Annotated in this window: 23 protein-coding genes; 19 read left to right on the forward strand and 4 right to left on the reverse strand. The window is 34.8% G+C overall.

Features of this window, described 5'->3' with window-relative positions:
- The first annotated feature begins 245 nt into the window (after positions 1–245).
- The 6 genes from rnc to ffh all read left to right on the forward strand — a co-directional run bounded on the left by rnc (position 246) and on the right by ffh (position 8,389).
- Entirely contained in the window at positions 246–944 is a 699-nt protein-coding gene (gene rnc / locus BM212_RS00005) for a ribonuclease III (protein WP_091895126.1), read from the forward strand.
- A 63-nt stretch (positions 945–1,007) separates the two neighbouring features.
- Positions 1,008–4,568, forward strand: a complete 3,561-nt coding sequence (gene smc, locus BM212_RS00010) for a chromosome segregation protein SMC (protein WP_091895129.1) — start codon at positions 1,008–1,010, stop codon at positions 4,566–4,568.
- 104 nt (positions 4,569–4,672) lie between these two features.
- Complete coding sequence (locus tag BM212_RS00015; protein WP_245750906.1) at positions 4,673–5,485, forward strand: Cof-type HAD-IIB family hydrolase; 813 nt, start codon at positions 4,673–4,675, stop codon at positions 5,483–5,485.
- 64 nt (positions 5,486–5,549) lie between these two features.
- Complete coding sequence (gene ftsY, locus BM212_RS00020) at positions 5,550–6,596, forward strand: signal recognition particle-docking protein FtsY (RefSeq protein WP_072694913.1); 1,047 nt, start codon at positions 5,550–5,552, stop codon at positions 6,594–6,596.
- A 12-nt stretch (positions 6,597–6,608) separates the two neighbouring features.
- Positions 6,609–6,959, forward strand: a complete 351-nt coding sequence (locus BM212_RS00025) for a putative DNA-binding protein (RefSeq protein ID WP_072694912.1) — start codon at positions 6,609–6,611, stop codon at positions 6,957–6,959.
- Between the two features lie 5 nt (positions 6,960–6,964).
- Positions 6,965–8,389, forward strand: coding sequence for a signal recognition particle protein (ffh, locus tag BM212_RS00030; protein ID WP_072694911.1), 1,425 nt, complete (start codon positions 6,965–6,967; stop codon positions 8,387–8,389).
- A gap of 70 nt (positions 8,390–8,459) precedes the next feature.
- Here the strand turns inward: ffh and BM212_RS00035 are convergent, their stop codons facing one another.
- Positions 8,460–8,795, reverse strand: a complete 336-nt coding sequence (locus tag BM212_RS00035) for a helix-turn-helix domain-containing protein (RefSeq protein ID WP_072694910.1) — start codon at positions 8,793–8,795, stop codon at positions 8,460–8,462.
- A 183-nt stretch (positions 8,796–8,978) separates the two neighbouring features.
- Between BM212_RS00035 and rpsP the strand changes: the two genes are divergently transcribed.
- The 7 genes from rpsP to BM212_RS00070 all read left to right on the forward strand — a co-directional run bounded on the left by rpsP (position 8,979) and on the right by BM212_RS00070 (position 12,507).
- On the forward strand, positions 8,979–9,251 hold the full coding sequence (gene rpsP / locus BM212_RS00040; RefSeq protein ID WP_072694909.1) for a 30S ribosomal protein S16: 273 nt from the start codon (positions 8,979–8,981) through the stop codon (positions 9,249–9,251).
- A gap of 66 nt (positions 9,252–9,317) precedes the next feature.
- A complete protein-coding gene (locus BM212_RS00045; protein ID WP_072694908.1) occupies positions 9,318–9,563 on the forward strand; it encodes a KH domain-containing protein in 246 nt (81 codons plus the stop codon).
- A gap of 311 nt (positions 9,564–9,874) precedes the next feature.
- Complete coding sequence (gene rimM / locus BM212_RS00050; protein WP_072694907.1) at positions 9,875–10,390, forward strand: ribosome maturation factor RimM; 516 nt, start codon at positions 9,875–9,877, stop codon at positions 10,388–10,390.
- A complete protein-coding gene (gene trmD, locus BM212_RS00055; RefSeq protein ID WP_072694906.1) occupies positions 10,387–11,121 on the forward strand; it encodes a tRNA (guanosine(37)-N1)-methyltransferase TrmD in 735 nt (244 codons plus the stop codon). The genes rimM and trmD overlap by 4 nt, the downstream gene beginning before the upstream one ends.
- Before the next feature lie 140 nt (positions 11,122–11,261).
- Entirely contained in the window at positions 11,262–11,612 is a 351-nt protein-coding gene (gene rplS / locus BM212_RS00060; RefSeq protein WP_072694905.1) for a 50S ribosomal protein L19, read from the forward strand.
- 109 nt (positions 11,613–11,721) lie between these two features.
- On the forward strand, positions 11,722–12,177 hold the full coding sequence (locus tag BM212_RS00065) for an alpha/beta fold hydrolase (protein ID WP_072694904.1): 456 nt from the start codon (positions 11,722–11,724) through the stop codon (positions 12,175–12,177).
- Between the two features lie 51 nt (positions 12,178–12,228).
- On the forward strand, positions 12,229–12,507 hold the full coding sequence (locus BM212_RS00070; protein WP_072694903.1) for an alpha/beta fold hydrolase: 279 nt from the start codon (positions 12,229–12,231) through the stop codon (positions 12,505–12,507).
- A 104-nt stretch (positions 12,508–12,611) separates the two neighbouring features.
- Here the strand turns inward: BM212_RS00070 and BM212_RS00075 are convergent, their stop codons facing one another.
- Complete coding sequence (locus BM212_RS00075) at positions 12,612–12,962, reverse strand: YjgN family protein (RefSeq protein WP_091895132.1); 351 nt, start codon at positions 12,960–12,962, stop codon at positions 12,612–12,614.
- A 205-nt stretch (positions 12,963–13,167) separates the two neighbouring features.
- On the opposite strand from BM212_RS00075, the gene BM212_RS00080 reads away from it, so the two are divergent.
- The 4 genes from BM212_RS00080 to BM212_RS00095 all read left to right on the forward strand — a co-directional run bounded on the left by BM212_RS00080 (position 13,168) and on the right by BM212_RS00095 (position 15,870).
- Positions 13,168–13,653, forward strand: a complete 486-nt coding sequence (locus BM212_RS00080; protein ID WP_091895134.1) for a hypothetical protein — start codon at positions 13,168–13,170, stop codon at positions 13,651–13,653.
- Between the two features lie 8 nt (positions 13,654–13,661).
- Positions 13,662–14,081: an OsmC family protein gene (locus tag BM212_RS00085; RefSeq protein WP_245750907.1), complete on the forward strand. Its 420-nt coding sequence runs from the start codon at positions 13,662–13,664 to the stop codon at positions 14,079–14,081.
- Positions 14,082–14,185: 104 nt separating this feature from the next.
- Positions 14,186–14,899: a SatD family protein gene (locus BM212_RS00090; RefSeq protein WP_072694899.1), complete on the forward strand. Its 714-nt coding sequence runs from the start codon at positions 14,186–14,188 to the stop codon at positions 14,897–14,899.
- Positions 14,896–15,870, forward strand: a complete 975-nt coding sequence (locus BM212_RS00095; RefSeq protein ID WP_072694898.1) for a hypothetical protein — start codon at positions 14,896–14,898, stop codon at positions 15,868–15,870. The genes BM212_RS00090 and BM212_RS00095 overlap by 4 nt, the downstream gene beginning before the upstream one ends.
- Positions 15,871–16,009: 139 nt before the next feature.
- Here BM212_RS00095 and BM212_RS00100 read toward each other — a convergent pair whose 3' ends face one another.
- Entirely contained in the window at positions 16,010–16,918 is a 909-nt protein-coding gene (locus tag BM212_RS00100) for a helix-turn-helix domain-containing protein (RefSeq protein WP_091895136.1), read from the reverse strand.
- 148 nt (positions 16,919–17,066) lie between these two features.
- Between BM212_RS00100 and BM212_RS00105 the strand changes: the two genes are divergently transcribed.
- Entirely contained in the window at positions 17,067–17,357 is a 291-nt protein-coding gene (locus BM212_RS00105) for a hypothetical protein (RefSeq protein ID WP_091895138.1), read from the forward strand.
- A 425-nt stretch (positions 17,358–17,782) separates the two neighbouring features.
- Here the strand turns inward: BM212_RS00105 and BM212_RS00110 are convergent, their stop codons facing one another.
- The gene (locus BM212_RS00110) at positions 17,783–17,875 is read right to left on the reverse strand and encodes a putative holin-like toxin (protein WP_091760211.1); all 93 of its coding nucleotides are present in this window, start codon (positions 17,873–17,875) and stop codon (positions 17,783–17,785) included.
- Between the two features lie 334 nt (positions 17,876–18,209).
- Between BM212_RS00110 and BM212_RS00115 the strand changes: the two genes are divergently transcribed.
- A complete protein-coding gene (locus tag BM212_RS00115) occupies positions 18,210–18,689 on the forward strand; it encodes an AI-2E family transporter (RefSeq protein WP_177206255.1) in 480 nt (159 codons plus the stop codon).
- Positions 18,690–19,131: the final 442 nt, after the last annotated feature.

Raw genomic sequence — 19,131 nt, forward strand, 5'->3', positions numbered from 1 at the left:
TTTGTTTTGGTCTTGGATAAGTCATCCAACCCCATTATAAAGGACTTTTTTATGTGTTGAAACAGTTAAATTATTTAATGCAACACTAGTGATATGATATAAAGATACTTTTAGCGAAGTATCTTTTTTATTTGTATTGTACAGAGTCTGCATTAGATTAGCTCAACGAATGGATTGTATATTTATTTTTAACTTTTTTTCAAGTATAATATAGTTATATAATTGATTGAAAGGAGTGTAAAAGTTTGACTGAACAACTTTTTGAGCATGTAAAGAATAATTTTGGAATCACATTTCATGATAATGAGTTATTGATTGAAGCCTTTACTCATTCATCCTATGCGAATGATCACCGAGACTTAACATTAAAAAATTTAGAACGTTTAGAATTTTTAGGCGACGCTGTGTTAGAATTAACAGTTTCTGAATATCTGTACAAAAAATTTCCCGAATTACCAGAAGGTCAATTAACTCGTATGCGTGCTTCTATCGTCAGAGCAGAAAGTCTGGCAAAATTAGCAAAGGAATGTGAATTAGCTCAGTTTCTTTGTCTGGGAAAAGGTGAAGAGCTAATGAACGGACGCAAGAGACCATCACTATTGTGTGATGTTTTTGAAGCCTTCGTTGGTGCCATATTTTTAGATCAGGGAATGGAAACTGTAATGGATTTTCTAAGACGAGTTTTATTTCCTAAAATTGATTCCGGTGCTTTCTCTCATGGGATGGATCATAAAACAGCTTTACAGGAGTTATTGCAGAAAAACGGTGTCGTAACAATAGCGTATCAGGTCATAAAAGAAATTGGACCTGATCATGATCGGCAATTCGTTGTAGAAGTGTTTGTAGAAGGAGATTCATTAGGTACTGGTAAAGGTCGTTCTAAAAAGGGAGCAGAACAAGAAGCTGCTAGAGTTGCCTTACAGACATTAGAAAAAAATAGTTAAATGAAACGAAAAAGAGTATTTTTCTTTTATCGCTTTATACGTTAGCAAGGAGAGAAAACGTCTGTGCAATTAAAGAGGCTAGAACTAAAAGGGTTTAAGTCGTTTGCCGACAAAACGACACTGGAATTTAACGATGGTGTTACAGCTGTGGTTGGACCAAACGGTAGTGGAAAAAGTAATATAATCGAAGCCATTCGCTGGGTAATGGGAGAACAATCTGCCAAGAATCTTCGCGGGGGGCGGATGCATGATATTATATTTTCTGGTACTGACTCAAGAAAATCAGTAAACATTGCAGAAGTCACCTTGATTTTAGATAATCAAGATGGCTTTCTTCCTGTCGACTTTGAAGAAGTAAGTGTAACTCGCCGAATCAATCGAAATGGTGAGAGTGATTATTTTATGAATAAACAGACTTGTCGTTTAAAAGATATTGTAGATTTATTCATGGATTCTGGATTAGGAAAGGAATCTTTCTCTATTATCTCTCAAGGTCAAGTCGAGGCAATCTTTAATAGTAAAGCAGAGGACCGTCGTTCCATTTTTGAAGAAGCTGCAGGTGTTTTTAAATACAAGATGCGAAAACAGAGTGCAGAAAGAAAACTGGAAGATACACAAGATAACCTTGACCGGGTACAGGATATTCTTTATGAATTAGATGCACAAGTAGAACCATTGAGGATTCAAAGTGATTTAGCAAAATCATATATTGAACAAAAAGAAGAATTAACCGGAATTGATATTGGATATACAGTAATGAAGATCCAACAGTTACAACAAACGGTAGAGAACAATCAGGAAAAGCTCTCTGTAGTTACTGGAGACCTTACTGAACTGACGCAGTCAATTGATGATGATAATCGAGATTTTCAAAAATATAAACTTGATCATCTCAAACTGGAACAACAGCGAGAAGAGTTGCAAAATAAGTTATTACAGATTGTCCAATCAATCGAACGTACGGAATCAGCCTTAACACTTTATGCAGAAAAAGAGAAACATAAAGAAGCATTTGTAACTGAAAAAAAAGCAGCAATTAAAAGATTAGACGAACAGAAGTCAGCCATCACAACACAGCTTGATAGCGTGACTGTCAAATCAAAGAGGCTATCTGAAAAAGAAACAGCTTTAAAAAACGAGATTAACGAAAAGCAGGCACAAAAGGAACGTTTAGAAGGCAATAGAGAAGAAGCTATAGAAAATCTACGTGCCGCTTATATTGATCTAATGCAAGAACAAACCACTTTAAAAAATGAACAAACTTATCTGGAGCGTCAACTACAACAACAAGCTGTTTCTAAAGAAAAAGTTTCAAGAAATTCAGTAAAAACAACTCAAGAACTGAATGAACTTGAAAAAGAAGTTGCTGCTAAATCAGAACTTCATTCTCAGCTTGAAAAAGAAGTAAATACTTTATTGAATTCTTTTCAGTCGACAAAAGAGCAATTGAATGCATTGACTAGTTCGATTGAAAATAAAGAATTGCGTCTAAATCAATCTCAAAGTAAATTGCAGCAAGCCATTGCAAAGAGAACAAGCTTGCTTGAAATGCAGGAGAATTATGCAGGCTATTTTGCTGGTGTAAAAGCGGTGATGAAACAAAAATCACAATTAACTGGGATTGTGGGTACTGTTGCTGATCTAATCGAAGTACCCAAATCATACGTTGAAGCAATCGATACAGTATTATCCTCAACCAGTCAATTCATCGTGGTAGAAGATGAATTGGCTGGTCGTGAGGCGATTCAATATCTAAAAGCGACACGAGCCGGCAGAGCGACTTTCCTGCCACTCACTACGATCCAGTCCCGCCTGATAAGACCAGAAATCAAAAACTCTGCCAAACAAATTCCAGGTTTTATCGGAATAGCAAGTGAGTTAATTCATTATAATGACCGAGTATCAAACATATTGGAAAATTTATTAGGAAATACCATCGTAGCAGAATCATTAGAAGCTGCGAATACAATAGCTCGAACAGTCAATTATCGTTACCGAGTCGTTAGTCTTCAAGGAGACATGATGAATGCCGGAGGGTCAATGACTGGCGGAGGCGGAAAACGGTCTTCTAATTCTCATCTTTTTTCTCAAAAAAAGGAATTAAAAGATTTAAATATTTTTATAGATGAAGCAGAAAAAACAGTCCAGCTACGCAAAAAAGAACTCTCCAATGACAAAGATACTCTGGCAACAGTAAACAATAAACTGGAAGAGATTCGATCAAACGGAGAAGAGAAACGAGTAGAAGAAAAACAACTTCAGAATGAACTCAATTCTGTCGAAGAAAAACGTACTCGTCTCAGCAGAGAGCAGCAAGCGTTATCCTATGAATCTAGCCAAGTAGAAAAAGAATTCTTTAACAGCCAAAAACGATTAGAAGAAATTAGTACTGAAAGAGAACTGATTGAAGATAAAATGGAGAAGCAGAAAAAGGAAATGAACGAATTATCTGCTGAAAAAGAAGATATAGAAGCTCAAAAGCTTCTAATCCAGAATGAGCTGGAAACACTGATAACAAATTTACAGTCTGTCAATGAACAGCAAGCAGCTGTAAAAGCAGAAGTCGCTCATTTTAAAAATCAGAAAAATCAAATTGATGAAAATATTGATTTATTGCACGCTGACCTTAAGGCTTATGAAGCTGGGGAAAATTTCGGATCCAAGGAAGAACTACAACAACAATTACTAAATTACAAGCAAAACAACAAACAGCTTCGAGAAAGAGAAGCTTCTATGAAATCTGAAATACAAAATACTGAAGCTATACAGACCCAAATCGAAGATCGCTTAGTTGCTAAACAAGCCGATAAACAAAGACTTAGTGATTTGAAATCCAAAATTGAAATTGAATCTTCCCGTGCAGATGTTTCATTAGATCATCTATTAACTTATTTATCAGAAGAGTATGGAATGAGTTTTGAAGAAGCCAGACTGGATCCAATTGAATTATCAGAAGAAGAAGCTCAGAAAAAAGTTAAATTATTAAAAAAAGGAATTGAAGAATTAGGCCCCGTAAATATTGGGGCGATTCAGGAATATGAAAAAGTATTTGATCGATTCACCTTTTTAAGTGAGCAACAACGGGACTTGCTTGAAGCCAAAGCAAAACTTTACGATACGATGGATCAGATGGATTCGGAAGTTGCTAAACGCTTCAAAGAAACTTTTGATCTGATAAAAGAACAGTTCACTCTCGTTTTTCCCCGTATGTTTGGGGGAGGAAAAGCTGAATTACGATTAACTGATCCAGAAAACCTTTTAACTTCTGGAGTTGAAATTGTTGCTCAACCTCCTGGAAAAAATTTACAGTCTTTAAGTCTCTTATCCGGTGGCGAAAGAGCATTGACGGCTATTTCTTTACTATTTGCCATTATAGAAGTGCGTCCTATTCCATTTTGTATATTAGATGAAGCAGAAGCAGCATTGGATGAAGCTAACGTTTCAAGATTTGGAAAGTATTTGCAGAACTTTTCAATGAATACCCAATTCATTGTTATCACTCACAGAAAAGGAACCATGGAAGAAGCTGATAGCTTATATGGAGTTACAATGCGGGAAAAAGGTGTTTCAAAATTAGTATCTGTAAGGTTGAAGGATGTTGAACAAATAGAAGGTGTCTCTTGACCCATAGAGATCATTCACTATTTCAAAATGCTCATTTATTTTTCTAATTAGGTAAAAATTTTTTCAATATAACAAATCAATTATTTTATTTAGGAGCGTGCAGAGTGGGAATTAAATTAATAGCATTAGATTTAGATGGAACCTTGTTGAATAAAGAAAAAGAAGTTTCAGAAGAAAATAGACAAGCAATCCAGCGGGCAAAAGATGCTGGTGTTAAGGTTGTTTTGTGTACTGGAAGACCCTTAAAAGCGATTCTTCATATTCTTGAAGCTTGTAACTTACTCGAAGATGGTGATTTGGGAATCACTTATAACGGTGGCCTGATTCAGTGGACGCGAACAGGAGAAAGCTTAAGTCAAATAACTATGAGTAAAGAAGAAGTTTTAGAAATCTATGAACTAAGTAAAACACTAGACGTTCCTTGTAATTTCATTGATTTGAATACTGTTTATGAACCAGGTTATCCAAATGGTAAAAATTCATTATATCCAACTATAATGAATTTGCTTCCTTTTAAGCCTATTAATACTGCTTCCCTTCCAGATTCTACCGCTATGAATAAGCTGATATTCTGCTGGCATGAGTTCGAATTGGATGAAGCAATCAGAAAAATACCTGCTGAGTATTATGATAGATATACAATAATGAAGTCACGTCCAAATTTGCTTGAAATCCTGCCTAAAGCTGTAGATAAAGGAAAAGGATTAGCATTGCTGGCAAAGGAATTGGCACTAGATGTGAGTGAAATCATGGCAATTGGGGATCAGGAAAATGATCTGGCAATGATCCAGTATGCGGGTATTGGAGTTGCTATGGAAAATGCTACTGATGAAGTGAAAAAACATGCAGATCTTATTACAAAGTCGAATGTCGACCATGGTGTTGCTTATGCTATTGATCAATATGTGTTAAACTGATTTAAATAGCATTTGACTGTTATTCTAAATAATCTACTACATTTAAATAGAAAGTTGGGAAAACATGGGATTATTCGATAAAATCAAATCCGCCTTTACGAATACAGATAAAGAAATTAAATTGCCAGAAGAAACTGAACAAAAACAACTTGAACAAGTAAAAAAAGAACAAGAAAAAGCGAATTCATATGAAAAAGGTTTGCAGAAGTCCCGTCGCTCATTCACACGTCGCTTAAATGAACTTTTTGCTAATTTCCGTTATGAAGATGAGGAATTCTTTGAAGAATTGGAAGATTTGCTGATCGAATCAGATGTTGGTTTCGAAGCAACGATGTATATTTCTGAAACATTAAGACAGGAATCTAAAGTGCAGAATGTTAAAAGTATGGCAGATGCAGAACGAGTTATCGTTCAAACAATGGTCGATTTATATGGGGAAACTAATCCGGATCATCATATATTTAATGATAACCCAAACGGTTTAACAGTCATTTTGTTCGTGGGCGTTAATGGTGTGGGGAAAACAACTACAATAGCTAAAATGGCTCATCAATATATTGACCAAGGAAAAAAAGTAGTTATGGCAGCCGGTGATACATTTAGAGCAGGTGCTATTGAACAATTACATGTTTGGGGAGACCGGGTAGGCGCACAAGTCGTGTCAACTAAACAAGGTGGAGACCCCGCTGCAGTTGTTTATGACGGAATCGTTCAAGCAAGAGAACATCAGGCTGATGTTTTACTTATTGACACCGCTGGTCGTCTTCAAAATAAAAAGAATTTAATGAATGAACTAGAGAAAATGAAACGCGTCATCAGCAGAGAAATTCCTGATGCTCCTCATGAAACTTTGTTGGTGCTGGATGCAACAACTGGTCAGAATGCATTAAATCAAGCAAAAATCTTTAAAGAGACAACAGACGTTACAGGAATCGTATTGACTAAAATGGATGGTACTGCCAAAGGTGGAATCGTGCTTGCAATTGGTAAAGAATTGAACATCCCTGTGAAATTCGTTGGACTTGGTGAGACTATGAATGATCTTCATCCTTTTGATACAGAAAAATTTGCTTATGGATTATTCAAAGAACTAATCCAGCAGACAGCCTAGAGGAGCATATAAATGGAACTAGAGAAAACACTTCAAATGAATACTCTTTTCAGTTTCTATGGACCACTTCTAACGAATAAACAACAAGAATATATGAGATTATATTATGGAGATGATTATTCACTAGGTGAAATCGCCGAGGCTTTTGGTATCAGCAGGCAAGCTGTCTATGATAATATAAGACGATCAGAAACAATTTTAAATGATTATGAAGAAAAACTGCATTTAGTTGAAGACTTTGATCGAAAACAAGATGCACTAAATGAGATTCGTTCATACGCAGAAAAAAATTATGCCAATGATAAGACATTATTGCATTTACTTCATAAAGTAAGCTATGAACCTAAACGAGAGGGGAAATAACCTGAATGGCCTTTGAAGGATTAACTGGACGTTTGCAAGATGCATTTTCTGGTCTTCGCAAAAAAGGAAAGATTACAGAAGCTGATGTTAAAGATGCAATGCGTGAAGTACGTTTGGCTTTACTTGAAGCCGATGTCAACTATAAAGTTGTTAGAGAATTTGTTAAAACTGTAAGAGAAAAAGCAATTGGGGAAGAAGTCCTTGAAAGTATTAATGGAGGACAACAAGTCGTTAAGATTGTTAATGATGAGTTGACTCATTTAATGGGAGGAACACAAGAAAAGATCATCTTCGCTGATCGTGGACCAACTGTTTATATGATGACTGGTCTACAAGGTGCTGGTAAAACAACAACTGCTGGTAAACTAGCGAATTATTTACGTAAACATGAAAACAAAAAACCTATGATGGTTGCTGCAGATATTTATCGTCCAGCTGCGATTGATCAATTACAGACCGTTGGAAACGACTTGAATATTCCTGTATTTAGTATGGGGGATCAAGTGAGTCCAGTAGAGATTGCAGAAAAAGGAATACAAGAAGCGAAAGATACGAACCGAGACGTTGTTATTATTGATACCGCTGGTCGTCTGCATATCGATGAGACCCTCATGGATGAATTGGAAAATGTAAAAACAGCGGTAAATCCACATGAAATTTTCTTGGTCGTAGATGCCATGACTGGTCAAGATGCCGTTAATGTAGCAAATACATTTAATGATCGTTTGGACATTACTAGTGTTATTTTAACAAAACTAGATGGTGACACTCGTGGTGGGGCAGCTCTTTCCATCCGTTCGGTAACACAAAAACCAATCAAATTCACTGGTACCGGAGAACGCCTTGATGCTTTAGAACCATTCCATCCAGACCGTATGGCAAATCGAATTCTTGGAATGGGCGATATTCTTACATTAGTAGAGCGTGCCCAACAGGAAGTAGATGAGAAAAAAGCAGAAGAAATGGCTGTAAAAATGCGTGAAAATACGTATGATTTCAACGATTTCATTGAACAGATGGACCAAATGCAGAACATGGGACCCATGGAAGACTTATTAAAAATGATTCCAGGTGTCAACCAGATACCTGGAATGGATCAATTCGAAATGGATCCTAAAGAAATGGCTCATATGAAAGCAATTGTTATGTCCATGACTCCTGAAGAAAGAACTAATCCGGACCTATTATCTCAAAAACGCAGACGCAGAATTGCAAAAGGTTCTGCTAGAAATATTGCAGAAGTAAACCGGATGATCAAGCAGTTCAAACAATCAAAAGAAATGATGAGTAAAATGTCCAATGGCAACATGAGTGGTATGGAGAGCTTATTCGGCGGTGGAGTAAAAGGAAAACTAGGGAAAATGGCATTTAATAAAGCCTCCAAAAACTTTAATAAAAAGAAAAAGAAAAAGATTAGACGTAAAAAATAATACTATCGAAATAATACCCTGACAAATTATTGAATAAGTTTGTCAGGGTATTATTTTTTTAATTTCTGTTCTAGAGCCAGGCCTGCTTATCTTCTACATATTCTATAATTTTTGATAATTCTACCTCTTCGGCTATTTCCTCATTATTCAATAAAACAGCTAATCTTTCTGAATCAAATCCTAATTCCTGGCTCATTTCTTCTAATGTTAAACTTCTTGCTGTCTGTATTTCCTCTATTCTTGCCATATAGACGATTGTTTCAATTTCTCTGTCTGTCATTTCATCTTCAATAGAATATTCGGATTTAAGAATTTCTTTGATAGAAAAAATATCTAAAAATTTACCTATCCCTTTAGCAAATAGTTGAATTTGTCTCATAATATAGTCCTGATCTTCTAAGCTCATTTTAGGAACTCCTTTTATTTTTACTATAGCATAAATCAACTTAAAATAATTTTTTGTTCTGTAAAGAAAAAACACTTTACAACATAGTTCCCTCATGTTATGATAAGCTTCGTGAGATTGAGAGAAGGCATTAGTTGAAGTATTCAAGTAGTGCTGGACACTAACAGGAGGTGCAAGTTAAACATGGCAGTAAAAATTCGTATGAAACGTATGGGTTCTAAAAGAAAACCTTTTTACCGTTTAGTTGTTGCGGATTCTCGTGCTCCACGTGATGGTCGTATTATTGAAGCGGTTGGAACATATAACCCAGTATCAACACCGGCTGAAGTTAAAGTGGACGAAGAACTCGTTTTAAAATGGCTAAGAGAAGGCGCTAAACCGTCTGATACAGTTAAAAATCTTCTTTCTAAAGAAGGAATTATTAAAAAATTCCACGACGAAAAAAGAAGAAAATAATGAACTTAAAGATCTTACTTGATTGCTTTCAGTCAAGTAAGTGATCCTACATAAAAGGATGGTATTATGACTGATAAAGAAATGAGAGAATTGATTCTTACAATTGTCAATCCGTTAGTCAGTCATCCCGATGAAGTCAAACTTGACTTGCAAGACACCGATGAATTCCATGAATATCTATTATCGGTTCATCCTGATGATGTCGGTCGTGTGATTGGAAAGAAAGGACGAATTGCTAAAGCCATTCGTGCTATTGTCTATAGTATCCAATTTGACGGACCAAAACGTGTACGTTTAACAATTGTAGATTAATAGAGTAGTCTAGATTTTACTGATTCAAGTAAAATAAAAACTATAGTTCAATCCATGTTAGATAATTTGATGGTTAATAGGGAATGGGGATGCCTCTGAGGAGAACATCTCCATTTTCTTATATTATAGAATAATAAAAGGCAATGACCATTAGCAGTAAAACATTTTGCAAGCGTGTCTTTAGAAGCAGCGTATAGGAAGAGTAGTTTTTTCGATATTGTAAATAGACTATCTCATGGGAAGCTAGGCAGATTCGGCAATACGCTAGATGGAGTACTATCTTATAGAATAAATATATTTTTAGGAGAAGGATAATGGAATATTTTGATGTAGGAAAAGTCGTCAATACACATGGTCTAAAAGGAGAAGTTCGAGTCATTTCAATTACAAACACACCGGAAGAGCGTTATTTTCCTGGAGCCGCGCTGATCTGGTTTGGTAAGGATAATGAACAGATTAAGTTAACTGTCCGTACACATAGAATCCATAAAAATTTTGACTTAGTTGCTTTTGATGGATATCCAACAATTAATGATGTAGAAAAATTCGTGGGTGGATTACTAAAAGTCAGTGAAGATGATCTACTTGAACTAAATGATGATGAATTCTATCTACATGAGATTATTGGTTGCACAGTTATAGACGAAGAAGGTACTGAATTGGGGAAAGTGAAAGAAGTTCTTTCACCTGGTGCCAATGATGTCTGGGTTGTTCAACGTGAAGGAAAACGTGACTTACTGCTTCCTTATATTGATCCTGTTATTTTGGATGTAGATATAAGGAACAAGGTGATTACTGCTCATATAATGGAAGGGTTAGACGAATGAAAATCGATATAATAACTTTATTTCCAGAAATGTTCGATAGTCCATTAAGTCATTCTATGATGAAACGAGCAATAGAAAAAGACTTATTAGAAGTTAATATGGTAAACTTTCGGCGTTTTGGCAGTGGCAAGCATCAGCATGTTGATGACACGCCATATGGTGGCGGAGCTGGCATGCTGCTCAAACCTGAGCCTATCTTTCAATCTATTGAAGAAATCAATCAGCGTTCTCCTATGACTAACAAACGCATTATTCTAATGGATCCAGCAGGTAAACCTTTTGATCAGTCTATGGCTGAAGAATTTTCACAAGAAGAACATTTGGTATTTATATGTGGGCATTACGAGGGTTATGATGAGCGAATCAGAAGCCTAGTGACTGATGAAGTATCACTAGGAGATTATGTGCTAACGGGTGGCGAACTGGCTTCTATGGTCATGATGGACGCTGCTGTACGTCTAATTCCAGGAGTACTCGGTAACGAAGTATCTGCTGAAACAGACTCTCACTCTAGCGGTTTACTAGAACATCCTCATTATACACGACCAGCTGAGTATAAAGGGATGGCTGTACCGGAAGTATTAATGAATGGAAACCATAAATTAATTGAAGAATGGCGTCATATGGAATCTTTAAAGCGTACATTTGAAAGAAGACCGGATATGCTTGAGAAGCGAAAATTAACAGATCAGGAAAAAGCTTGGATAAAGCAATGGCAGGAAAAAGATTAAATTTTAAAAAATCAAGTGAATTCCCTTTACAGTAAATGCTTAATATGATAAAGTTAATAGTCGAGTGGGCAACCACTTGTATTTGACAATATTCCGCTGGGACAAGCGCCTAAGAGTATTGTGCGAAAGGAGTAGTTAAAATGAATCCATTAATTCAAGACATCACCAAAGAACAACTACGTAGTGATCTTCCTGACTTTCGTCCTGGAGATACAGTTCGTGTTCACGCACGTATCGTTGAAGGAACTCGTGAGCGTATCCAGATCTTTGAAGGCGTAGTGATCAAACGTCGTGGACAAGGTATCAGCGAAATGTATACTGTTCGTAAAGTATCTAACGGAGTAGGCGTTGAGCGTACTTTCCCACTTCATTCACCACGTGTTGCAAATATCGAAGTTACACGTCAAGGTCGTGTACGTCGTGCTAAATTGTATTACCTACGTAACTTACGTGGTAAAGCTGCACGTATCCAAGAACGTTCTCGTCGTTAATTACAATGAGTATATTAAAAGAACTGTCGTCTCTGTGGAGATGACAGTTCTTTTTTATAGAATAAATGATATATTTAAGTAAATAAATCAACCAGAAGAAGGTAATCTAATGAATGAATTTATCTATTCTAAATATGCTGAAATCTCCGTAGATAAATCAGGAACTGGAGAAGAGGCTGTGCTCTTTATTCATGCGGGAATCGCAGATAGAAGAATGTGGTTGAATGAAACAAAATCATTAGCACATCAGTATTTTATTATTAATATTGATTTACCAGGATTTGGTAAAAGTAAAATTTTAGGTAACGAAATAGATTACACTAGTATTATGCAGTCTGTTATAGAGTTTTATCAGCTACAGAAAGTCACTATTGTTGCGGCGTCATTTGGAGCTAAAATTGCTATAGATTTTTATTTGATTTTTTCTGAATACGTTACAAGAATGGTTTTGATTTCGCCTGCTGTAAGCGGCTGGGAAGATTCAGCTGAAATAACTGAATATGAATATATGGAAGAAAACTTAAATGGTCTGCCTGAGCTTGTAGAATTAAATTACAACTTTTGAATCAATAGAGGTCGCGATGCTGAAAGTATAGGTGCTGGAATAAAAGCTCTGATGTATACGATGCTTTTTGACATTCTGTTTCGATCCAATCAGGATGTAAAAGAAGTTGAGTTGATTAGCAATAGTTTGAAGTGTATTGAGAACATTCGTCGACCTGTGTTAATTATCAATGGTGAAAAAGATGTTTCGGATTTTATAATGATAGGAAAAATATTGCTTTCAAAAATTCCAAATGCAAAATTAAAAGTAATTCCCGAAGCAGCCCATTTGCCAAATCTTGAAAATCCAGCTTTATTTACTCGATACCTTTTAGATTTTTTGAACCAATAAAAATGATTCTTTCGTCCTATTATAATTTTAGCTACTGCATCCAATGATTTACATAAAAATAAGAAGGGCTATCAAAATAGCTTCCTTCTTATTATCAATTTTTTCTAATTTACAAAGTGAGTGTTTTTAGTTTTCCAGTCTTCTAGTTTGATTGCTACCCAGAAGCCATAGATACCTAGTGTAATGATCATAAGTAATAACCATTTGATCCAGTTGCCGAACAGTCCAATTCCGGTTCCGTAAAAGTGCATTCTATGACCATCTACTACTGTATGGTTAATTTTCCACCCGAATATCCAGCATAGTACCCATGGATAAGCAATTCCAATGGTGAAAAATGTAACGATCGAGCCTAATATCTGAATCAATATGTAAGTAAGTAATCCTCCATCAAAATAAGATTGCCGTCCCCATTTTTCTTCAGTACCATACCCTGGTCTTCTTGCATAATCCATTTTCTTCCTCCTTATTAGTTTAAAAGTAGTATACCATGTCAGTTTTCATGAAACGAGGATTTTCTAAATATTTCTCCGAGGTGTTTTCTATTATTAAATTTGACCAAATTGTTCTCAAGCCTGTATTTACAATACAATCTACGTTATAATAATAAAAGTGAGAATTTAATGATAACTACAATCAAACTAACTGGAGGACTTATAAATGAGTATAATTACTGAGAACTTTAAAAAAATGGCTGAAGAAAATAAAATTCAATTTAAAACTAAAGAACTACCAGCTCCAATTCGTAATAAAGAAGGAAACACTGTTGAACAGAAACAACTCTTGTTTCAATCCGCTTTACGCGTAACTAAAACTAAACCCGTTGGTTGTGCAGTCATCATTCATGACGCAGAACTAGAACGAGTAAACTATCAAATCACTTATAGCAAAATTGGTTATGTTACGGATCGCAACAAACTACCTGATATTTTGACTGAGCTAAATGATTTAAACGCAATGAGATCAGGATATTATCGTTTTTTAGTTTCTGGAGATGGTGAACTATTTATGCGTTTCTTAGGTATTACTGGTGAAGATGTAGCTCCTGTCATGGATATATTTATTTTTGGTGGACGAATCTTGCGTGCTCTGCTACCAGAACTAGACAAAATCGACGGAATAGACTTAACGCCTAGAAAAGGATAAGGATCTAAATGAACAAACCACTTTTTGAAACACAAATAATCAATAAAGATGGAGTAAATGGCGTAGCTTATGTTAATACCTCTAAAGGATTACGGGTTGTTACTTCTAGTCCTTTAAATAATGATCCGGGCACCAATCCTGAAGAATTATTCGGATTAGCCATGACGACGTGCCTGAATGCAACGATCCAATCTCTTTTAAAAGCCCGAGGATTTGCAAACGAGAGTAAGGTTGAAAGTACGATTCAGCTAAAGCGTGAATCTAGTGGTGTAGGATTTTTCTTTGACGTTAAGCTATTTGCTTCTATCAAAGATTTTGATTTTAAAGAGGCAGAACAAATAATTGCTTCTGCAGAAAAGCGGTGTCCCGTTTCTAAATTGACTCAAGGAGCAGAAACTCTTGAAATTCATACTGTTCCTTATTCTTAACCTTCAACATTAAAAGTTTTTTCTTAAACCAAATAAGGTTGATAATTGATAATCAACCTTATTTGGTTTATAATTTATCTATAAATAATGAAGGGAGACATTGTATGGAATCAAAATTAAGTATAGCAGTCATTGCAGACATAATTGCATCAAAAAAGATTGAAAATCGAGCGCCCTTACAGGAAATATTAAATGAAATATTAAAAACTGTAAACACAAATTTCAATGATCAAATCGAATCATATCTAACAATAACACTTGGAGATGAATTCCAAGGAATTATTAAGGACTTCAAGACAACGTTTTTAATCATAGACTTAATTGATACCCAGTTAAAAACATTAACGAAATCAATTCTTAAAGAAGAAGTTACTTTGCGGTGGGGAATAGGGGTAGGGGAGTTAGTTACTCCTATTAAAGATAAAACAATCAGTATAGGTTCTGACGGCCCAGTATATTGGAATGCTAGAAATGCAATCGAAAAGGTACATTCACACAATGATCATGGAAATACTACGGAGAAACTGGTTTCTGAAACTCTTGAAGATGATTTTTTTAATAGCATTATACGAATACAAAATGTTATTAAAAATCAATGGACGACCACACAACAAGATACGGTAAGCATTTTATTGAAAGAATTTGGTTATGAAGAAGTCAATAATCAGAAACTAAAAATTCTTCTTAATCAAAAATTAAATAAAGATTACAGCGAGCAGACAATTAGTAAAAGAGTCATTTCGACCCACATCAAACAGTATGTTCAATCTAGAATACAATTAGCTGAAAGATTAGAAGATTGGAGGAAGCTCAAGTGATTGTTGAAAGTTTGATTGTACATGTACTGGGAGACTTTTATCTTCAAAAACAACCTAAAGATCTATACCATAATCGGACTAGGTTAGAAGTAGAAAATCAAATCAGAAATTATGGTTGGAGCAGTGTAGTTGTTTTTTTGATTTCAATATGGATGAACCCGAATCGAGATTTCATCCAACCCATTTTCCTTCTTCTGGCAATTCCTGTATTGAATTTTTTACATAAAAAGTTAATTGTTCTCTTAATAATAAAAGGAATTAACGCTATATCTAAATCTCAAGCCAATATAGCTGAATTTTTTACAAAAAACGGCAAATTGATGATTTTTATAATAAGCCAAATCATTCACACTGTTTCGATTCTATTAATCATTAATATGAGTATAAATCTAGAAGAAATACTGAAAATTACTTTAACAGGAGTACTAACAATTTTAACCCTAATATATTTATACAAATCTAGAAAAGAATATAATTTGAAACAGGCAGGACTATTTATAGCAGGTTCGCTTATCATTACAGCTTCTATCCTTTATATACTATATAACTTTACTATTTCATTAAGGTATGAAATTTTTTACCAACAAATCATTAGTTATACTCTCGTCATTTTAATCCTTATGCGGCCAGCCAATTTATTGATTAGAAAGCTAAGTTCTAATTATGATCCTAAAAGCGACTTGGATTACTTAGGTCGATTTACTAATAAATCTTCTCCAAAACCAGCAGCTGGATTTCGGGGAGCAGGGGCGATGATAGGAAATTTAGAACGTATTATGATTTTACTATCTTTTGTTTCTGGTAATTTAATTCCTATCGTAGCAATTCTATCGATAAAAGCTTTTGCGAGATACAAACTGATTGTAGAAGATGCTTCTTTTTCCGAGTATTTTGTCATTGGTACAATGCTTAGTGTGGTCATTACGTTTGTTTTATATTTAATGCTTCACGCACTTCTAGGGCTTAACTAAATATCAGTATATTAAAAATACTATGTAAAAAGACCAGTCAAAAATTATAATACCTCTAAAAGTTAGACGTGTTGGAGGTATTATAAAAAAATTACTGGTCTTTTACTATTAATAATAGATGGAAAAATAATTACTTAACTTATTCAGGCTTGATTTCAACATCCACATATCCATAAGGATTATAAAGAAGTTTAGGATTTTCTTTTGTTAATTTAACCAAATCTTCCCGATCCATTACACGAAATAACTCAATAGCTAGTTCATAACTTTCCTGACTTTCTTTTTCTTTATCCAATCCCTGCAGACACAAGCCTTGACGAACCAATGCAGCACCAAAAGATAGGGCATTACTATCATTCTTCGATTTAGTAATAAGTTGATCAATATACTTTAATGCAAGATCATACTCTTCATGCGCTATCAGTATACAAGAAAGGTGAGATAAGTAGGATAGTCTCAGCTCCTCAGCTTCTTTAAAACAGTAATATTTTTCAAGATCCTTTAAAGCTCTATCTGTCAGGGAGACAACTGTTTCTACCTCAAACAAATAGAGAATACCATTTAATAAATGAAGTTCTGAGAGATAGAATTTATCTAATTTTTTCAATCTCTCCCATGTACTTTCTGCATATTTACGAGCAGCTACAAGATTATGGTCTTTCATCAAACTATAATAAGCTTGAGCAATATTCAGCACATCTTTTGTCAAGTGATCATAGCGACTTTCAAGCAAATCATTAGCAGCATCTATCAATTTTTTTACATATGTTATCTCAGGAAATTGCTCCATTTTCTTATATAAATAAAAAACATTGTCTTTATCATTTAAACTATAATCATTTAATATAAATGAATACTCATCGTGGTGCATATCCATATAATCAAGAATAGCCAAATATTTCACTACGTTTGGATTGATTTCATCTCTCTCAAGTTTTGTATAATTAGACCTTGACATCGTACTGTCAGAAATTTCCTGCTGGGAATAGCCTTTGTTTTCTCTAATAGTTTTTAAGACCTTTCCTAAATGATAATATGCCTCGTTCATTGTAAAACCTCCTAATTCGATTGGGTAAAATAATAACAATTTTCAATAAATTGATAAATTATTGTTAATATATTTTATATAAGGTTGATATTCGATGATTAGTCGGTTAAAAGTATAACAGGATGAACTTAATGTGAGGTGGGATCATATGAGAGAAACTAAGCCAACAAACAACTATCCAAGCAATAAGTATAAGTATGTTATAGAGTGTAAAAGTATGCAGATAACTTTAACAGTGGACAACAACGATATTATCCATAATGCAGATGGAGATATCGACTGCCCTTTGGAAACAGTATTAAGAAAAAACCATTTCACTTTATACGAACTAAAAAAGTGGGGACTAGTAAGTATCCATTTTGTGGAAATAGCAAATGAAGAAGAAACTATTAGAAATCAAATTGAATGTGAAACTGTATTACAATCGATAAAATTTTAACATGAATCTATAGAAATAGATATTAGAATTCCAAATATTTTCTTTTAAAAAACCATCATCGACTTAGAGAACAGTCCTTGATGGTTTTATTTATTACGTCTATATTATCGTAATATAATTTAAGTAAGAGAAACATATTATTTTGAAGTATTTATATCTAAGGTCTGTTAGGGATAAGAGTATCTATACTAATTGAACTGGGATTAGAGTAAATATGAAGAGAAGAGAAGGGGAGCGTAGGTAGGGCACTCAAAAATTTGATTTTTTAAGATTGACAGTGTTATCTTTTATGATATACTTGAATTGAAAAAGAGCCTTGCGCTAACAAGACTCCTTACGTAAGCCGTTTAATTCAACGGTGACAAAATATATGAACGATCTAACCGTCCTTGAACTCGCCAAAGTTAGGACGGTTTTTTGTGCATTCATTTATCTTTTCTATTGATGCTAACAATGAGAGAGATTAAAGCAACTATAAACATGCCAAATCCCATCATCAGTTGCAAAGCATCACTCACACTCAAAACAGGCTTCTACTTTCTGAAAAATGGACTATGGGGGACATAGAACCACCTCCTAATTAAAGCCACCGTCGTAACTTCTTACAAAACCATTATAGCAAACGTGTGTTCGAAATCAAGCGAAAATCATCTTGATTAACTAATTATCTTTTGTTGTGATTAATATAAAAGCAATTGTTCTTTCCTATGTATATATGTATGTAGACAGATTCAAAAGATTAGCCACTGCTTAAACAGGGTAGTTCTTTCATTAGATTTCAAATTTCTGGTATGATTCTGGTATAGTGTGTGGGCAGTAAAACAAAAAATTATGGAGGAGAAGGTTGAAAATATGAATTTAGATAAATCATTCTGGTCAGAAGTGTTGAATTTAGGCATTCGCAATATCTGGCTCTATTCAAAAGTACAAGTTAAAATCATTGGTCTGATATATATTTTATTGACGCTGGGACTTTGGTTCATCGGCTATGGCGCCTGGTCTTTATTAATTGCTTTAGGCATCAGTATATTAGACATCGTTCCAGTTATCGGTGCCGGCATAGCATTTGTTCCTTGGATAATGTGGGAATGGATAGCAGGAACGGCCAGTCAAGGTTGGTGGCTGCTCTTACTTTATGTTGGGGTAGAGGCCTTCAAACAACTCATCGAGCCGTACTTCTTAGGAAAAGATATGGAATTGCCATTTTGGTTACCCTTTGTCATCACGATTGGCTGCGGCTTGATTTTTAATATTTTCGGAATAGTTGCAGCCGCATTGATTATTCCATTTTTAAGTGCTTATCGACAAGTCCGTAAGACTTATGATAAATAAAGGGATGATCGTATTTTTACATTAAGCAGAAAGATCCGCTTAGATGATAAAACAAACATGGCTATTGTATTTTTTACGCTCGTAGCATCTGCTCTAGGCTGGTTGTTTGCAGAAGATTTTTTTCAGGTCTTAGTACAGGCGGAGGCGTATTTTTGACATGGGCAGTAACTCGAGAAATCGATCCGGCACATCAGTCTTCAGCAATCATAGCTGCTTTTTTTCTTTGTTCCACCTGCTTTTTTATACGGAGTCCATCCATCTACTAATGCTGGCATGGATACTGACACTTTTGAGAGCGGTCAATGGTATTACAGGAAAAAAGCTGACACTAGTCGATATTTTAGGAGTTTTCGCATTAACGGTTTTTCTGTCCTTTTTAAATGAAAACAGTTTATATTTAATTGTATTAGGTTTAGCACTTACGAGTTTATTCGTATTGCAG

This window comes from Marinilactibacillus piezotolerans (assembly GCF_900114235.1).
GTDB lineage: Bacteria > Bacillota > Bacilli > Lactobacillales > Carnobacteriaceae_A > Marinilactibacillus > Marinilactibacillus piezotolerans.